Here is a 15,987-nt window from a genome sequence, read left to right on the forward strand (position 1 = left end):
CTCTTAGTCTGTAGTGTACACAACATCGCTGTCATCAGCCTTGGCAGCTTTAACAGGAGTTTCTGTTTCTTTGATTTCAACAGGAGCTTTAGCTGCTTTAGGAGCTTCAGCTGCTTTAGGAGCTTCAGCTGCTACAGGAGCTTCAGTTGCTACAGCTTCTTCTTCAGCTTCTTCTTCCTGAAGGCTTTCAATGACTTCGAGTCCGATTTCATTATCAGCTTCTACGACTGCATTGGCTATAATCTGTGTGAAAAGACTAATCGCTCTGATTGCATCATCATTTCCGGGGATGGGGTAGTTGATTCCTTCAGGATTACAGTTTGTATCAACAACTGCAATGATAGGAATGCCCATTCTTTTTGCTTCTGCCACTGCAATGGCTTCTGTCTTGGTATCAATAATAAAAATCACTCCGGGGAGTTCAGACATGTTCTTGATTCCGCCAAGGTTTTTTTCAAGATTTCCTTTTTCTTTCAGGAGCTTGGAAACTTCCTTTTTGGTCAGCTGTTCAAAAGTTCCGTCAACTTCCATTTTCTCAATTTTCTTGAGCTGATGAAGAGATTTTTTAATGGTTGAAAAGTTGGTCAGCATTCCACCGAGCCAGCGATTGTTGACATAAAACATGTCACAGCGTTCCGCTTCTTTGGCAATGGCAGCCTGTGCCTGTTTTTTCGTACCTACAAAAAGAACAGATTTTCCATCCAGTACGGTTTTACGAACAACGTCATAAGCCTCACGGATTGAAACGATTGTTTTTTGAAGGTCGATAATATGAATCCCGTTTCTTTGTGAAAAAATAAATTTTTTCATTCTGGGATCCCAACGTTTGGTCTGATGACCAAAATGTACACCTGACTCGAGCAGGTTCTTCATTGTTACTACAGCCATGTAGTCTCCTATATCCACTATCAAAAAGAAAGTGGTCCTTCGCTTAGTCTCAGTTGCAGTAAAGATTTAAATGAAAATCTTTTGCAACCGGAAATTTTTTAGTTGCCGAAATTCAGCAGCCTTAAGATGCCATAGATTAGATTTATTGGCAACCCCATAACATTGTAGTAAGTGCCATTAAGAGAAGAAACATATTTCCCTCCCTGCTCTTGTATCCGGTAGGCTCCGGCGACTCCAATCCATTCTCCTGTATCGAGATAATCATCAATTTCCATGGAGTCCATGGATGAGAAAGTCACGTCTGTACTCTCATGCTCTGTGACATAGGTCCTGCTCCGGGGGGAATAAATACTGAAAGCTGTGATGACCTGGTGTGTCCTGCCCTGAAGAAGATTCAATATCCTGGCGGCATCCTCCCGGTTGTATGCTTTTCCTATCTTTTCATCACCCAGGACAATCAGGGTATCTGCCGTTAATATCCAGGCATCATCCCTCAGTTCCGGCCTCTGATTCAGGCAGGCTATCATTTTCCGTTCCGAGAGATTTTTTGCCAGATCCAGGGCATACCAAGTCTGATCCATCGGTTCATCAACATCTACGCCAATGACTGTACATCTCAGACCCATCTGTTCCAGGAGGAGCTTTCTTCGGGGAGAGGCAGATGCCAGATGGATTGCTCCTTTCATTTTAAATCCTGATATTTCGGCTCATTAATCATGAATCATGATCCCGTTTATTGACTAATAAGGAGGGCATCTGGAGGTTGAAGAAAATCGCCAATGACCGAAATACAAATATAAAAGATATGGCTGTGAAGGCTGGTAGGGGAGAATCCGGGATAAAAAACCTTAATACACCATAAAGGATAATCCCCAGCAGAGCAGGTGAAGCATAGAGTTCTTTCGTGATAAGCAGGTTGGGTCTTCCTGTGAGTACGTCTCTCATGACACCGCCCCCCATGCCTGTGATCATGGCCATTGCCAGAGCCACCGGAAATTTATATCCCAGATTGATTGTTTTTTCGAAGGCCTGAATACAAAAATAAGCAACCCCCAGGGCATCAAAGTAGAGGAGCATTCTGTAACGGGCCTGGTTGATTCTGGATATTTTTAAAAGAAAAAATATAAGAACCGATGCCGTCAGGGCCACGATTATATATTTGAAATCCTGAACCCAGAATACGGTGACATTTAATATTGTGTCTCTGATCGTCCCGCCACCGATGGCTGTAATCACTCCCAATACGGCCAGGCCGAGGATGTCTCTGTCTTTTCTGACGGCTCCCAGGACTCCCGTGATTGCAAAAACGGCTACCGCTGCCTGACCCATTATATATTCAATCATAATAGCAGTATTATAGAGGGCAAGTGAGAGGTTTTCCAGATGTTCTGATGATTATGGATTTTCTGAGGCAAAAAGATTTAATTCCATCTGAGCCTGGGGTTCTTTGTATAAATCACCCTGAAGTTTTCCAAGAGATAATCCCAGGAGTCTGACTGGAATGGCTCCAGCCTCCGTTTTATTTAACAGATCCGGGACAAGGCTGAGAATATCCTCCTTGTTCCTCAAGATGGTCGGGCTTTGTACAGAGCGGGTGCAGAGTCTGAAATCATGGTATTTTACTTTCAGTGTCAATTGTCTGGCCTGGACATTCTGGTTTCTCAGGTCCTCTTCAATGCGTGCGCCGATTTGTTCCAGTTCTGCCATAATCTCATGGCTGTCCGTCAGATCAGAAGAAAATGTATTTTCCCTTCCCAGTGACTTTCTTGTATGTTCCGGTTCAACCCTGCGATCATCAATGCCCCTTACTGCATTATAATAATAGCTGCCTGATTTACCGAACAAATCCAGAAGCTCATACATTTCCAGCTTTTTCAGATCCGAGCCCCACTCAATCCCCAGCTGTTTCATCCGTGCTTCTGTTTTTTTTCCAATCCCCCAAAATTTGCCAATGGGCAATTTTTCCAGAAAAACTTCTGCTTCTTCGGGCCTGATCACTGTCATGCCCTTGGGTTTATGAATGTCAGAGGCAATTTTGGCAATGAATTTGTTATAAGAGACCCCAGCAGAGGCGGTGAGATGAGTTTCATCAAAGATCCTTTTCAGAATTTCCTGAGCTATTCTGGTCGCCGAAGGATTGTTCATCTTGTTTTCTGTAACATCAAGATAGGCTTCATCCAGACTCAATGGCTCCACCAGATCGGTGTAGGAGAAAAAAATACTCCGGATAATGTCTGAGGCTTCCTTGTATTTGCTGAAATTATGATGTGTCACAAAGATGGCCTGGGGACAGAGCTTATAGGCCTGGGTAGAGGGCATGGCTGAATGAATCCCGTAGACTCTGGCCTCATAGGAACAGGTGGATACAACACCCCTGCTGTTAGGAGGTCCACCCACCACAACCGGTTTTCCTCTTAAGGCCGGATTGTCTCTTTGTTCAACCGATGCGTAGAATGCATCCATATCAACATGAATGATTTTTCTCATATATTTATACTACACCTTAGTTAAGTGTTTTATCAAGTCTGACATTGAATTTTGAATGCTTCATCTGATCATAAATTATCACCCGCCGGGGTGAATCAGAACAAAAGAACGAAATCACCCCGATCGGGTCATTGATGAAATCGTCCTGAAGAGGAATATTGATAATGCGGGAGGTCAAGATGAAGAAAAAATATATTCTGACAGGACTTATAGCATTCCTGTTTCTCTTGTTTCTTGCCTGGACTCTGATGGTTTCCATCTGGGGCATCAATCAGGATCAACAGATTCCCGGCTGGGTAAAAGCAGGTTATCTGGGCACTACTATCCTGATCATTGTTCCCATTATGATCATGATGATTGTCACCGCGGTGAGAAGAAAAAAAGAGATAGATGAGGAGGATGAAGATGATCTTAGTCAATACTGAAGGAATTTCTGAAAAAAAACTGGAAATGCTGGGAATTGTGAAGGGGAGTACCGTACAATCACGGAATGTTGGTAAGGATATAATGAGCGGCTTGAAAACCCTTGTTGGGGGTGAAATCACAGCTTATGCCGACATGCTGGATAAAGCCCGGGCTCTGGCTACCAAAAGAATGGTGGCAGAAGCGGAAGCGTTGAACGCCGATGGGGTTGTTAATATTCGCTATGCCTCCAGTTCGGTTATGCAGGGGTCTGCAGAAGTCATGGTCTATGGTACGGCCGTAAAATTTCTTTAATCCTAAAAAATCAACAGATATTGGAACAGGATTATGGTATATAATCATACATTATGGATTCACTGTATGATTCACTCTACAAAATGGAGATAAGGAAGGGAGAAGAGGAAGCCTGCCGCATCAGATTCCTCATTCTGGGAATATTGATGACAGGCTTCTTTCTTTATCTTCAATATGGAGCGCTCCTTGTTTCCGGATGTCTTTTTATTTCCAACTATTTTTACCTGAGAAGAATCGTAAAAGAAAAAAAAGTACTTTCCCCCTATATTCTTATATTTTTGGAGATCTTACTGATTGGGGGAACGTCTTTGATTTTAAAAGAATCAGATTTCCAAATTCTCCTTGTCTGCCTCTACCTTATCATTCTATATTCCGCATCTCTGCGTCTCAGGGATAGTCTCATCCTCTTCTCCGGAATTCTCATCATTCTGATCATGAATCTGGGATTCTTTCTTTCCCTCTATAAGATACGAAACAATCTGAATCCTCATATTATGGAGTGGCCGGGTTTCAAGACTCAGATACTATTAACACTCTCTGTTCTTCTTTTTTCATTAGCCGTATTAAGCAGGCCTCATCTCATTAAGAGGATACTCTCGAATCAACAGCTCTTTTTTGACAGGATCAGCAGTGAAAATTATTCACTGGTGGAATCCCTTGATTCTTTCTGCACCGATTATGGTTTAAGCGAGAGAGAATCCGAGGTCCTGGGAATTCTTATAAGAGGAAAAACATACAGAATGATCGCCGGAGAGCTCTTTATTTCTCTGGATACAGTGAAAAGTCATATCAAAAGCATTTATAGGAAAACTGCGGTCCGGGGCAAATCAGAACTCATAATAAAACTCAGAAATACCGCCCTTGTCCGCCGCTGAAATTCCGACTAATATGGGACATTATGTCTGAACCCGAAAAAACATCCCCCCGGGGAAAAGATATTCATCACCGAAAATCCTCTGGGATCAATCCCCTGCTGATACCCCTGCAAAAAGATTTAAAGAAGGTCCGGGGCTGTGATTTTCATGCCTTGAGAAGGGATTTAAACCGCCTGGAAAATAATAAAAAACTCACAGAAGAGTCACAGGATCTAATCAGTCTGAAAAGAAAAATTCTCAGCTCTGAAGAAGAGAAACAAAGGCGGCTCCTCCGAAAACCCCGGTACAACTGGAATCCTGATCTTCCTATAAGCTCCCGGAAAGATGAAATCATTCAATCTATCAGAGATAATCAGGTCATTGTTCTGGCAGGTGAAACCGGGAGTGGAAAAACGACCCAGATTCCAAAATTCTGTATGGCCGCCGGCCGGGGCATTGAAGGCAAAATAGGATGTACCCAGCCCCGTAGAATTGCCGCCTTAACCGTTGCCGAGAGGATCGCTCAGGAACTGGGAGAACAACCCGGACAGAGCGTGGGATATAAAATTCGTTTTCAGGATAAGGACAAGGCGACAAGTACCATCAAAATCATGACAGACGGGATTCTATTGGCGGAAACCCAGCGGGATGCCTTCTTAAATGAATATGACACCCTGATTATTGACGAGGCTCATGAGCGCAGCCTGAACATAGACTTTATTCTGGGTTATCTCAGACAGCTTCTGAAAAAAAGAAAGAATTTAAAGCTTATTATTACTTCGGCGACCATTGATACAAAAAAGTTTTCACAGGCTTTCGACAATGCTCCGGTCATTGAGGTTTCCGGCAGGACCTTTCCTGTAGAACTCCGCTATGATGATGAAGACCTCAGTGAAGAGGGCTCTCTGGCCGAAAGAGCCGCGTCGGCGGTTCAATCCCTTGTTTCAAGAGACTCCAGAGGGGATCTTCTGATTTTTATGCCTACCGAGCAGGATATTCGGGAGTGCTGCGATATACTCACGGGGCAGCAGAAGAGTGCCCTCATACTGCCTTTGTACGCCCGTCTTTCCTCTTCGGATCAGAAAAAAGTATTTGCCTCATCGGGCAGCCGTAAAATAATCGTATCTACAAATGTGGCCGAAACATCCCTGACCATTCCCGGGATCAAATACGTCATTGATACGGGTATGGCTCGCCTGGCCCAGTATTATCCTTCTACGGGTACATTTGCCCTGCCGGTCATCCCCGTTTCCCGGAGTAGTGCGGATCAGAGGAAAGGCCGCTGCGGTCGTGTGGAAAATGGGATTTGTATCCGTCTCTATACTGAAGAGGATTTTGAAAGCCGTCAGGAGTTTACTCCTGCTGAGATTCTGAGAACCAATCTGGCCGAGGTCATTCTGAGAATGCTCTCTCTCCGATTGGGAGAGCCGGGAGATTTTCCCTTTATCGACCCCCCGACCTCCACAGGAATCAGTGACGGGTATAAAACACTCCTGGAGCTGGCAGCTGTTGAGAATAGAGGGAGTGGGAAAAACAGAGCCTACGCTCTGACTCCCCTTGGCAAAACAATGGCGTCCATGCCCATCGACCCCAGACTGGCCCGGGTCATACTGGAAGCCTCCAAAGAACGCTGCCTGGAAGAGGTTCTGATCATCGCGTCCTCCCTGAATGTTCATGATCCCCGGGAAAGGCCTCAGGATAAGGCTGGTTCGGCAGATCAGGCGCATGCCAAGTTCAGACACGATGAATCGGATTTTATGACCAGACTCAATATCTGGCGGTATTTTGAAAAAAACTATGACACCAGCAAGACGGGAAATCTCAGAAAATTCTGCAAAGAGAATTATATGTCTTTCAGGAGGATGAGGGAGTGGCAGGATATTTTCCGCCAGCTGAAACTCCAACTGGAGGGAATGGGATATAAAGTCAAAGCCTACGAGGGGAATGAAGACAACTATTTCCCCTCCATTCACAGGTCTATCCTCTCAGGATTTCTGTCTCATATTGCCTTGAAAAAGGAAAAGGTATACTACAAAGCCACCAGAAACAGGGAGCTCATGATCTTTCCCGGATCCGGTCTCTTCGGCGGTCAGAGGGCTGGAGTCTGGATTGTCTGCGGAGAGATTGTGAAAACCTCTAAACTCTTTGGCCGGATTATCGCTAATATTGATTCTGCCTGGCTGGAGGATCTGGGTGCCCATCTCATGACAGAGAGTTACCATAGTCCTGTCTGGTCACAGGATAAGGGGGCTGTACTGGCTGTGCGTCAGAAGAGGCTCTTCGGATTTATCATTGCCGAGGGGACCGTACCCTACGGTCCTGTCAATCCCGGCGAGTCTACGGATCTGATGATTCGGGGTGCTTTTCTGGAGGGTGCCATCAGGGACAGGTCTAACTACCCTTTCCTCGAGAAAAATATAAATCTTATAGATTCCATCGTTAATATGGAAAATAAAATCAGAAGGCGGAATCTTCTCGTTACCGATGAAGAGTTGTTTCTCATCTATAAGGAACGCCTGGGAGATCAGGTGTATGATCTGGGTCTTCTTGAGAAGCTTCAGAGAGAAAAAGGCCCTGACTATCTGGTTATCAGTGAAGAAGATCTGCTCAAGGGGCAGACGGATATGAATATTCTGGCCCAATTTCCGGACACTCTGAGCATCGGGAATGTGGATGTTTCGGTGGAATATAATTTTGAACCGGGAAAAGATGAGGACGGTGTCACCCTGCAGATTCCCGTTCAGGACGCTACAAGAGTTCAGGCCTCTCAGCTGGATTGGGCTATTCCAGGTCTTCACCGGGAACGGGTCAGTGCCCTCCTCAAGGGACTGCCAAAAAAAACAAGAAAACAGTTGACCCCCATTAACTCAACGGTTGATGAAATCGAAAAGAAAATGAAAATACAGGATGATCAGCGCCTGACCAGGGCCCTCAGTGAGTTTCTCTACAAGGAGTGGGGTATCAATGTTCCTCTGAGTGACTGGGATGAGAATGCCCTGCCGGAGCATCTGAAAATCAGAATTGCCGTGACGGATGAGCAGGGCAAGGTGATCGAAACGGCCCGTGATACTGAGGTCCTCTATAAAAAACATGATGCTTCCATAGATCTCAAAGTCTTGAAAAACAGCCGGAGAGAATGGGAACAGACAAATCTCCGATCCTGGGACTTTGGTACTCTCCCGGCAGAGATCACAAAAACCGGTAAAAAAGGAGTCATTTACAGACTTTTTCCGGCCTTGAAAGACTGCGGGGATGACAGTGCCGCCATTGTCCTGCTGGAGAATAAGGATGAAGCCGCCGATATTCATCATAAGGGTGTGGCTCTGATGCTGCGTCTGAGTTATACAAAAGAAGTCAGATCCTTTAAACAGGAACTTTCAGGGATTTTTCCCTTTACCGATGGAGCGGCGTATTTTGGCGGCCGGAAAGACCTGGAAAAAAGGATTTGTAATCGAATTTTTTGGGAGATCAGTTCATCCGGGATCAGAACAGAAGTTGAATTTCTGTCGTTGAAGAAAAACACGGCTCCTGAATTATATGCAAGGGCGGAGATCATCTATCGTCAAACCAGCCTGATTATCGATGAATTTAGAGGTACCCGGCTCTACCTTTCTCAAGCAGAAAGGAAGGGGCGGGGAAAAACATATATCGAGGCTAGACGGCAGGAGCTTGAAGAATTGATACCCAGGAATTTTATAGACCGTTATCCCGCGGAACGGCTGGTTGAACTGATCAGGTATATGAAGCTGATACGTCTCCGCGCCGAAAAGGGAATTCTGAATCCGGGGAAAGATCTGGATCGGGATACAAGGTTTCAGCGCTTCTGGAACAGGTATCAGAAAATAGTTGCAGGGCTCCCTGAATGGATTTCTCCCGAAAGGCGGGCCGAAGTGGATTCCCTCTGGTGGTATTTTCAGGAGTATAAAATATTTCTGTTTGCTCAGGAGATGAAAACAAAGGAAAAAGTTTCCGAAGAGAGAGTCGAAAAAAGAGTGGAAAATCTGCAGGTAATGTTGTGAACCCATTTCAAAGGTTTTTACTGGCCCTGGGCCTTATCGTCATTCTTATTTTCTCGGGAGTCACAGGGTATATGGTGCTGGAGGGCTGGGAGTTCAGCGACAGCCTTTATATGACCTTTGTCACTATCTCAACCGTCGGATTCGCCGAGGTTCATCCTCTGACCACAGAAGGCCGCTACTTTACCATCGCTCTGATACTGGTGAGTCTGCTGGTCATCGGTTATATCATTACTACACTGATGTCCTTCCTCTTTGAAGGGCAGCTGCTTCATGCTATGAGGGAGAGAAGAATGAAACATTTTTTAATGCAGATGAAAGATCATTTTATTATCTGCGGATTTGGTGAGGTCGGTAAAGAAACGGCGGAAGAGTTGAACCGGCATAAGATCCCCTTTGTCATTGTGGACCTCAGTCTGACAGAGGCTGACAAGAGCCGATACTCCAGCTATGCCATGATTCAAGGGGATGCTTCTGAAGAGGAGATTCTGGATCAGGCAAAAATCATGAAAGCCCGGGGGCTGATCAGCTGCCTTCCTGAAGATCCTCAGAATGTTTTTACCGTACTCACAGCCAGACAGATGAATCCGGATCTTCAAATTGTATCCAGAGCCTCTCTTAAGAGGACAGTCCAGAAATTGATAAAGGCCGGTGCAAACAGGGTCATCACACCCAAAGCCATCGCAGGAAAACAACTGGCGACAGTGAGCATCAAACCTCAGGTCATGCAGTTCCTGGATACCATCTCTTCCGGTGAAAATGAAGAGATCCATATTGAGGCCTGCTCTCTGGAAAAAGAATCCGGTCTGATAGGAAAATCTCTTCGAGAGAGCAATATCGGTCAGCACACAGGTGCCGTTATCATTGGAATCCTCGATGGCGAAGGTCGTCTTAAGAGTAATCAGTCCAACCGGAGTAACATCGCCACCATTGAACTCGAAGAAGGGGATGTTCTTATGGCCATGGGAAGCGAAGAACAGCATAAATCCCTGTTGAGATTTTCGAGGGAAAAATAAAAGACTCCCCGAGTGTCTCCGGGAGTCTTTATCTCACATCAGATAATTAACTCTCTTCTCTTAAGAGGTTCAGGGCAGAACCAGCCATGAACCAGCGTATCTGTTCTTCATTCAGTGTATGAACCGCTGTGACTGTTTCGATCGATCCGTCTTTGTGTGACAGAATCACCTGGATTGATGAGGATGGTGCCAGATTGCAGACGCCGGTCAGTGAAATACTGTCCTCTTCCTGAACCTTCTCATAATCTTCCGGGTTTTTAAAAGTCAAAGCCAGGAGTCCCTGTTTCTTTAGATTCGTTTCATGAATACGGGCAAAACTTTTAACGAGAACCGCCCCGCAACCCAGGAGCCTGGGGCTCATGGCCGCATGTTCTCTGCTGCTTCCCTCTCCATAGTTTTCATCTCCCACAATGATGAAGGATAGACCTTGTTTCTTATAAAACCGGGCATTTTCTGCAAAGGTTCTGGAGCTCTCCCGGTTGATCAGGTTTCTCCCTTTCCCTGTTTCTCCACTGAAGGCATTGACCGCACCGCTGAGCATGTTGTCAGAAATGTTATCCAGATGACCTCTGAACTTCAGCCAGGGGCCGGCAGGACTGATGTGATCGGTGGTACACTTACCCCTGGCTTTACACAGAAGGGGCAGGTTCATGTAGTCCTTGCCATCCCAGGGGGCAAAAGGTGTCAGGAGTTGAAGACGTTTGGAATCATCGGCCACAATGACATTTGTATCAGCACCAGAGGGAGTTCGATATCCTGTTTTACTGTCCTCATATCCTTTCAGAGGGAGTTCATTTCCTTTGGGTACATCAAATTGTACCTTTTCTCCCTTTTCATTGAGAACCCAGTCTGTGAGAGGATTGAAGTCCAGTTTCCCCGTGATTCCCATGATGGTGACCATCTCGGGGCTGGCAATAAATGAAAGGGTTTCAGGATTTCCGTCATTCCGGCCTCTAAAGTTCCTATTGAAACTGTTGACCAGTGAATTTCTAACCCCCTTCTCAACATCCTCTCTCTGCCACTGACCGATACAGGGGCCGCAGGAATTGGAGAGGATTGTGGCTCCGCCCTTAATCAAAATATCCATCTGACCGTCTCTTTCCAGGGTCTCTTTCACTAGTTGTGACCCCGGAGAAATCAGGAGGGGGAGGGCCGGTTTTATTCCCTTTTCAAGAGCCTGGGTGACAATAGAGGCTGAGCGGTCAATGTCTTCATAGGATGAGTTGGTACAGCTGCCGATAAGAGCCGCCGTGAGAGTGGTGGGCCAGCCTTCTCTGAGAGCTTTCTCTTTCATGTCTGAGAGGGATGTCACCGCATCCGGGGAATGAGGTCCTGTAATTTGCGGCTCCAGATCACTCAGATTGATTTCGATAAGCAGATCATAATAATCTGCAGGATTCAGAGCGACTTCATCGTCGGCACAGAGGATGTCCCTGTTCTGATCTGCTGCCGATGCCAGGGCTTCTCTCCCTGTAGACTTTAAGAAGGCATTCATTTTTGCATCATAGGGGAAGAGGGAACAGGTTGCTCCCAGTTCGGCTCCCATATTGGTAATGGTGGCCTTACCCGTACAGCTGATGCTCCCGCATCCCTCTCCGAAATATTCGATAATCCTGTTGGTTCCGCCTTTGACAGTCAGAATTTCAAGGAGTTTGATAATGACGTCTTTGGGGGAGGTCCAACCGCTGAGTGATCCCGTCAGTTTTACACCGACAATCCCCGGATTTTTAACCTCCCAGGGTAAACCGGCCATGACATCAGAGGCATCCGCGCCGCCCACGCCGCTGGCAATCATTCCCAGGCCTCCGGCATTGGGGGTATGAGAGTCGGTTCCGATCATCAATCCCCCGGGATAAGCATAATTTTCCAATACGATTTGATGGATGATTCCGGCACCGGGTTCCCAGAATCCAATATTGTAGCGGCTGGAGGCAGAGGAAAGAAACTCGTAGACTTCCTTGTTTTCATCCTTGGCTCTGGCCAGGTCTTCCTCATTCCCTGTGTAGGCTCTGATCAGGTGGTCACAGTGAACTGTTGCAGGAACCGCCGATTCCTTCCTGCCGCTGAGCATAAACTGGAGGATTGCCATTTGAGCCGTTGCATCCTGCATGGCGACCCTGTCAGGCTGAAGGAGAAGAAAGCTTTCAGACCTGGTTAAGTCCTGGTTTTCAGGATCTCTTAAATGTCCATAAAGTGTTTTTTCGCTCAGGCTTAAGGGTCTGCCCAGTCGTTTTCTGATGATTTTCAGATTGGAACGGGTCAGGTTATAGGTCTTTTCTACTAGGGACAGGGGGCTTGTACGGTTCGCCATGGAGACTCCTCATATTTTTTTATGTATTTTAAAGCACTTCACAACAGGCATAACAGAATATTGAGGGAAGGCTTGTTCCACAATTCTGATTAATTATTACAGGAAAATGAATAAATAATCAATTTATCCCTCCATAACTGTATAAATATTGAATCCACAGAATATAAAAATCCATACCCTTTAGATACTTATTGTTTTCCATGGTGTTTTTTTTTATATTTATAAAATGCTGAAACATCCTCAGGAGCCAGACTAATGAAAACAACTCAGAGAAAAGGTTTCTTTTCTCATTTTTTCTCTTCTTTAAATCTTATACGGCTCATTTTTATTAATCTCCTGTTCTGGGGAGTTGTCGTTTTTATCCTCTTTTCCATACTCCCCCGGAAGGTGCATGTTCCCGAGGATGCATTGCTTTACTTGAAACCCCTGGGGACTCTCGTTGAAAAAAATGACGGTGCGTCTATGCCGGAATGGATGGAAGCTCTGACCGGTCCCATATCGGAAACATCCGCTTTTCGTATCTCCAGGTTGATTAGAATGGCCGGTGATGACCAGAGGATCAGGATCTTAGTCCTGGATTTATCAGAACTTCAGTATGCCTCTTTGGCAGTTCTTCAGGAAATTGAATCGGACATTCAGTATTTCAGGACCCAGGGGAAGGCTGTTTATGCCTGGGCTGATCACTATAACCTCTACAGTTATTATCTGGCTTCGGCGGCCGACGCTGTCTATATGGATCCCATGGGACAGGTCCTTCTGCCTGGTTACAGCCTGTACAGATCCTATTATGGAAATGCCATGGAAAAATGGAATCTGGAGATGGCTTATTTTCATGCCGGTGAGTTCAAGTCTTATGGGGATTCCTATATTGCATCCGCCATGTCTGATGACATGAAAAAAGAAAATCAGCGTTGGTTGGACCATCTCTGGTCTCAGTATCTGGAGAGGGTGGGAGAGAACAGAAATCTGAGCCGGGGGGCATTGGAATCCTGGATAAAAAAATATCCTGACGACATTGGAAAACAAGGCAGTTCGGAGGCTCTTTCGGCTCTGTCATCAACAATTCTGGATGGACTCCTCAGTTTTACCGACTTTGACAGGGAAATGATGAAAAACCTGGAAGGCGGTGACAACTCTGTCCTGTCCTGGTATGAATATGACAGACTCCTTGATTTTACTGATGCCCAGCCAGGTGAAAAAACTGTGGCCGTTATCACAGCCTCCGGACAAATCCATCAAGGTGAATCCTCACCCTGGTCAATCGGGTCTGATTCTCTGATCTCTCATCTGGATGAAATCGGGAATGACAGCTCCGTAAGGGCTCTCGTGCTGAGACTGGATACAGGGGGAGGAAGCGCCTATGCCTCTGAGCTGATACGGCGAAAGCTCATTGAATTGAAATCCCGGGGAGTGACTATCCTGGTTTCCATGGGAGGAGTCACTGCCTCAGGAGGGTATTGGATTGCCACGGCTGCCGATGAAATCTGGACAGCCCCCGGGACGATTACCGGCAGCATCGGAGTCTTTACACTCATTCCCCAGCTAGCCGCCTTTGCCGATGAGACACTGGGAATCCGCTCTGACGGAGTGGGGACTACCTGGATGAGCGGACAGGACAGGATCGATCAGCCCCTGAATGACCAGTCCCGCAGCTTGTATCAGGGAACAGTGGATAATACATATAATCAGTTTCTTACACTCGTATCAGAAAGCAGAAATCTGCCTCTTAAAAGCCTGCTGCCCCTGGCGGAAGGCCGTATCTGGAGTGGCGAAGAGGCCCTGAAGAATGGTCTGGCCGATCATTCCGGTACCATGCAGCAGAGTATTACCGCTGCCGCGGCTCTGGCCGGTCTGGAAGACTATCACATCCGCTACCAGAGAGATGAAAACCTGAACCTCCGTCAGTATCTGATGAAGATGCAGCAGGGGAATTTCTCCCTGTCAAAATATTTCACCGGAATTGATATTTCACTTCCCCCAATAATCCCCGGAAGGGTCTATGCCCTGTCACAGATAGGGAACAAATAAAAGGATGGATTATACTGATAATTGGAGTTAGATTGATAGGTATGGAAATAATACTGCCCCTTTATCTGGTGAACAATATGCCCTGGGTCTGGCTTGGAATTGCCGTGATCATGACCATCATTGAAGGACTGACCATGGGGCTGACGACTGTCTGGCTCGCCCTGGCTGCTCTTGTTTCTATGGTGCTGGCTTTTTTTATACCATCCCTTACCACCCAGATTACGGTATTCCTGATCCTCTCTATTCTTATGCTTGCATTTACACGGCCTCTGGCTGTCAATAAAATGAAAATGGGGAAGGAAAAAACCAATGCAGACCGGCTCGTCGGTATGACAGGAATCGTGAAAATCCCTGTATCCAGTGATCAGCCGGGTCAAGTCAAGGTGGCAGGACAGATCTGGACCGCCCGTCCTGAAGAGTTTGAAATGAAATTTGCCATTGGAGAGGAGATTCAGATCATTCGGATTGAGGGAGTCACCCTTATAATCAGTAAACCGGCAGAATAACTGCCTAAAATATATAGGAGTTGAACATGAATTCATCCTGGCTGATCATAGCCTTACTTCTCTTCTTACTGATCCTTCTGATTAAAAATATCAGGATTGTCCCTCAGGCAAATGCCTTTATTCTTGAAAGACTGGGAGCCTACCAGACAACCTGGGAAGTCGGACTTCATGTCAAGATTCCTCTAGTGGACAGAGTCTCCAATAAAGTGTCTATGAAAGAGAATGTCATCGATTTTGATCCCCAGCCTGTTATAACTAAAGACAACGTCACCATGCAGATCGATACGGTTGTGTATTATCAGATTACAGATGCCAAACTCTTTACCTATGGGGTGGACAGGCCTATCTCGGCGATTGAAAATTTAACGGCGACCACATTGAGAAATATCATCGGAGACCTGGAACTGGATGAGACCCTGACCTCCCGGGATGTTATCAATACCAAAATGCGGGCCATCCTGGATGAAGCCACCGATCCCTGGGGTATTAAAGTCAACCGTGTGGAAGTTAAGAATATTCTCCCACCCGCAGACATTCAGGAAGCCATGGAAAAACAGATGAGAGCGGAGAGGGGGAGACGGGAAGCTATACTGAGAGCCGAAGGTGAAAAGATGTCTGCCATTCTTATGGCTGAGGGAGTGAAGCAGTCCACCATTCTGAAGGCGGAAGCTGATAAAGAGTCGGCCATCCTTAACGCGGAAGCGACAAAAGAGCAGTCTATCAGAGAAGCAGAAGGAGAAGCGGAAGCCATCCTGAAGGTACAGGAGGCAACAGCCAAGGGATTGTCCATGCTCAAGGACGCTCAGGTTGATGATGCGGTTATTAAACTTAAGAGCCTGGAAACATTGGCGAAAGTGGCGAATGGGCAGGCGACAAAGATCATCATTCCATCGGAAATTCAAAATCTGGCAGGACTGGTGACTTCGATGAAAGAAGTCAGCAATTAAGCAAACTCCAATGATACAGCCCGATTCCTGATAAGGTTCGGGCTTTAATATTCTAATCATCTACCTGGAATGACTCTTTTCGGGAGAATGCTCTCTAAAATTATTGATAATCCAATTCAAATAGCATTATAATTAACATATGCAAGATACAAAGATTCCTATTGATTATGAATTATCACATATCCTGATTGTCGATGACGATGAAATATTAAGAGAA

The 15,987-nt window shown here is 46.0% G+C and carries 13 protein-coding genes; 8 read left to right on the forward strand and 5 right to left on the reverse strand.

Going from position 1 to position 15,987, the window contains the following annotated elements:
- Window positions 1-3: 3 nt before the first annotated feature.
- From rpsB to dinB, 4 genes are all read right to left on the reverse strand, one after another.
- On the reverse strand, window positions 4-888 hold the full coding sequence (gene rpsB, locus PF479_RS07910; RefSeq protein ID WP_298004575.1) for a 30S ribosomal protein S2: 885 nt from the start codon (window positions 886-888) through the stop codon (window positions 4-6).
- Window positions 889-986: 98 nt separating this feature from the next.
- Window positions 987-1,574: a nucleoside triphosphate pyrophosphatase gene (locus tag PF479_RS07915; RefSeq protein WP_298004578.1), complete on the reverse strand. Its 588-nt coding sequence runs from the start codon at window positions 1,572-1,574 to the stop codon at window positions 987-989.
- Window positions 1,575-1,602: 28 nt separating this feature from the next.
- Entirely contained in the window at window positions 1,603-2,232 is a 630-nt protein-coding gene (locus tag PF479_RS07920) for a trimeric intracellular cation channel family protein (RefSeq protein ID WP_298004582.1), read from the reverse strand.
- A 51-nt stretch (window positions 2,233-2,283) separates the two neighbouring features.
- Window positions 2,284-3,375 carry a DNA polymerase IV gene (gene dinB, locus PF479_RS07925; protein ID WP_298004585.1) on the reverse strand — a complete coding sequence of 364 codons (1,092 nt, stop codon included), beginning with the start codon at window positions 3,373-3,375 and terminating at the stop codon, window positions 2,284-2,286.
- 179 nt (window positions 3,376-3,554) lie between these two features.
- Between dinB and PF479_RS07930 the strand changes: the two genes are divergently transcribed.
- The 5 genes from PF479_RS07930 to PF479_RS07950 are packed head-to-tail and all read left to right on the forward strand — an operon-like array spanning window position 3,555 to window position 9,978.
- Window positions 3,555-3,800: a hypothetical protein gene (locus PF479_RS07930; protein WP_298004588.1), complete on the forward strand. Its 246-nt coding sequence runs from the start codon at window positions 3,555-3,557 to the stop codon at window positions 3,798-3,800.
- Window positions 3,781-4,092 (forward strand): YbjQ family protein, encoded by a 312-nt coding sequence (locus PF479_RS07935; RefSeq protein WP_298004590.1) that lies wholly within the window; start codon window positions 3,781-3,783, stop codon window positions 4,090-4,092. Before PF479_RS07930 ends, PF479_RS07935 begins: the two co-directional genes overlap by 20 nt.
- A gap of 53 nt (window positions 4,093-4,145) precedes the next feature.
- A complete protein-coding gene (locus PF479_RS07940; protein ID WP_298004593.1) occupies window positions 4,146-4,967 on the forward strand; it encodes a helix-turn-helix transcriptional regulator in 822 nt (273 codons plus the stop codon).
- A 23-nt stretch (window positions 4,968-4,990) separates the two neighbouring features.
- On the forward strand, window positions 4,991-8,965 hold the full coding sequence (gene hrpA / locus PF479_RS07945; protein ID WP_298004595.1) for an ATP-dependent RNA helicase HrpA: 3,975 nt from the start codon (window positions 4,991-4,993) through the stop codon (window positions 8,963-8,965).
- Complete coding sequence (locus tag PF479_RS07950; RefSeq protein WP_298004598.1) at window positions 8,962-9,978, forward strand: TrkA family potassium uptake protein; 1,017 nt, start codon at window positions 8,962-8,964, stop codon at window positions 9,976-9,978. Before hrpA ends, PF479_RS07950 begins: the two co-directional genes overlap by 4 nt.
- A 46-nt stretch (window positions 9,979-10,024) precedes the next feature.
- On the opposite strand, the gene PF479_RS07955 is transcribed toward PF479_RS07950, so the two are convergent.
- The gene (locus tag PF479_RS07955) at window positions 10,025-12,289 is read right to left on the reverse strand and encodes an aconitate hydratase (RefSeq protein ID WP_298004600.1); all 2,265 of its coding nucleotides are present in this window, start codon (window positions 12,287-12,289) and stop codon (window positions 10,025-10,027) included.
- Between the two features lie 255 nt (window positions 12,290-12,544).
- Between PF479_RS07955 and sppA the strand changes: the two genes are divergently transcribed.
- From sppA to PF479_RS07970, 3 genes are read left to right on the forward strand one after another with little or no spacing between them, the layout of a single operon-like run.
- On the forward strand, window positions 12,545-14,317 hold the full coding sequence (sppA, locus tag PF479_RS07960) for a signal peptide peptidase SppA (RefSeq protein WP_298004603.1): 1,773 nt from the start codon (window positions 12,545-12,547) through the stop codon (window positions 14,315-14,317).
- Window positions 14,318-14,358: 41 nt separating this feature from the next.
- Window positions 14,359-14,823 carry an NfeD family protein gene (locus PF479_RS07965; RefSeq protein WP_298004606.1) on the forward strand — a complete coding sequence of 155 codons (465 nt, stop codon included), beginning with the start codon at window positions 14,359-14,361 and terminating at the stop codon, window positions 14,821-14,823.
- A gap of 26 nt (window positions 14,824-14,849) precedes the next feature.
- Window positions 14,850-15,770: an SPFH domain-containing protein gene (locus PF479_RS07970; protein WP_298004608.1), complete on the forward strand. Its 921-nt coding sequence runs from the start codon at window positions 14,850-14,852 to the stop codon at window positions 15,768-15,770.
- Window positions 15,771-15,987: the final 217 nt, after the last annotated feature.

Origin of the sequence: Oceanispirochaeta sp. (assembly GCF_027859075.1) — a bacterium.
Taxonomy (GTDB): Bacteria; Spirochaetota; Spirochaetia; order DSM-2461; family DSM-2461; genus Oceanispirochaeta.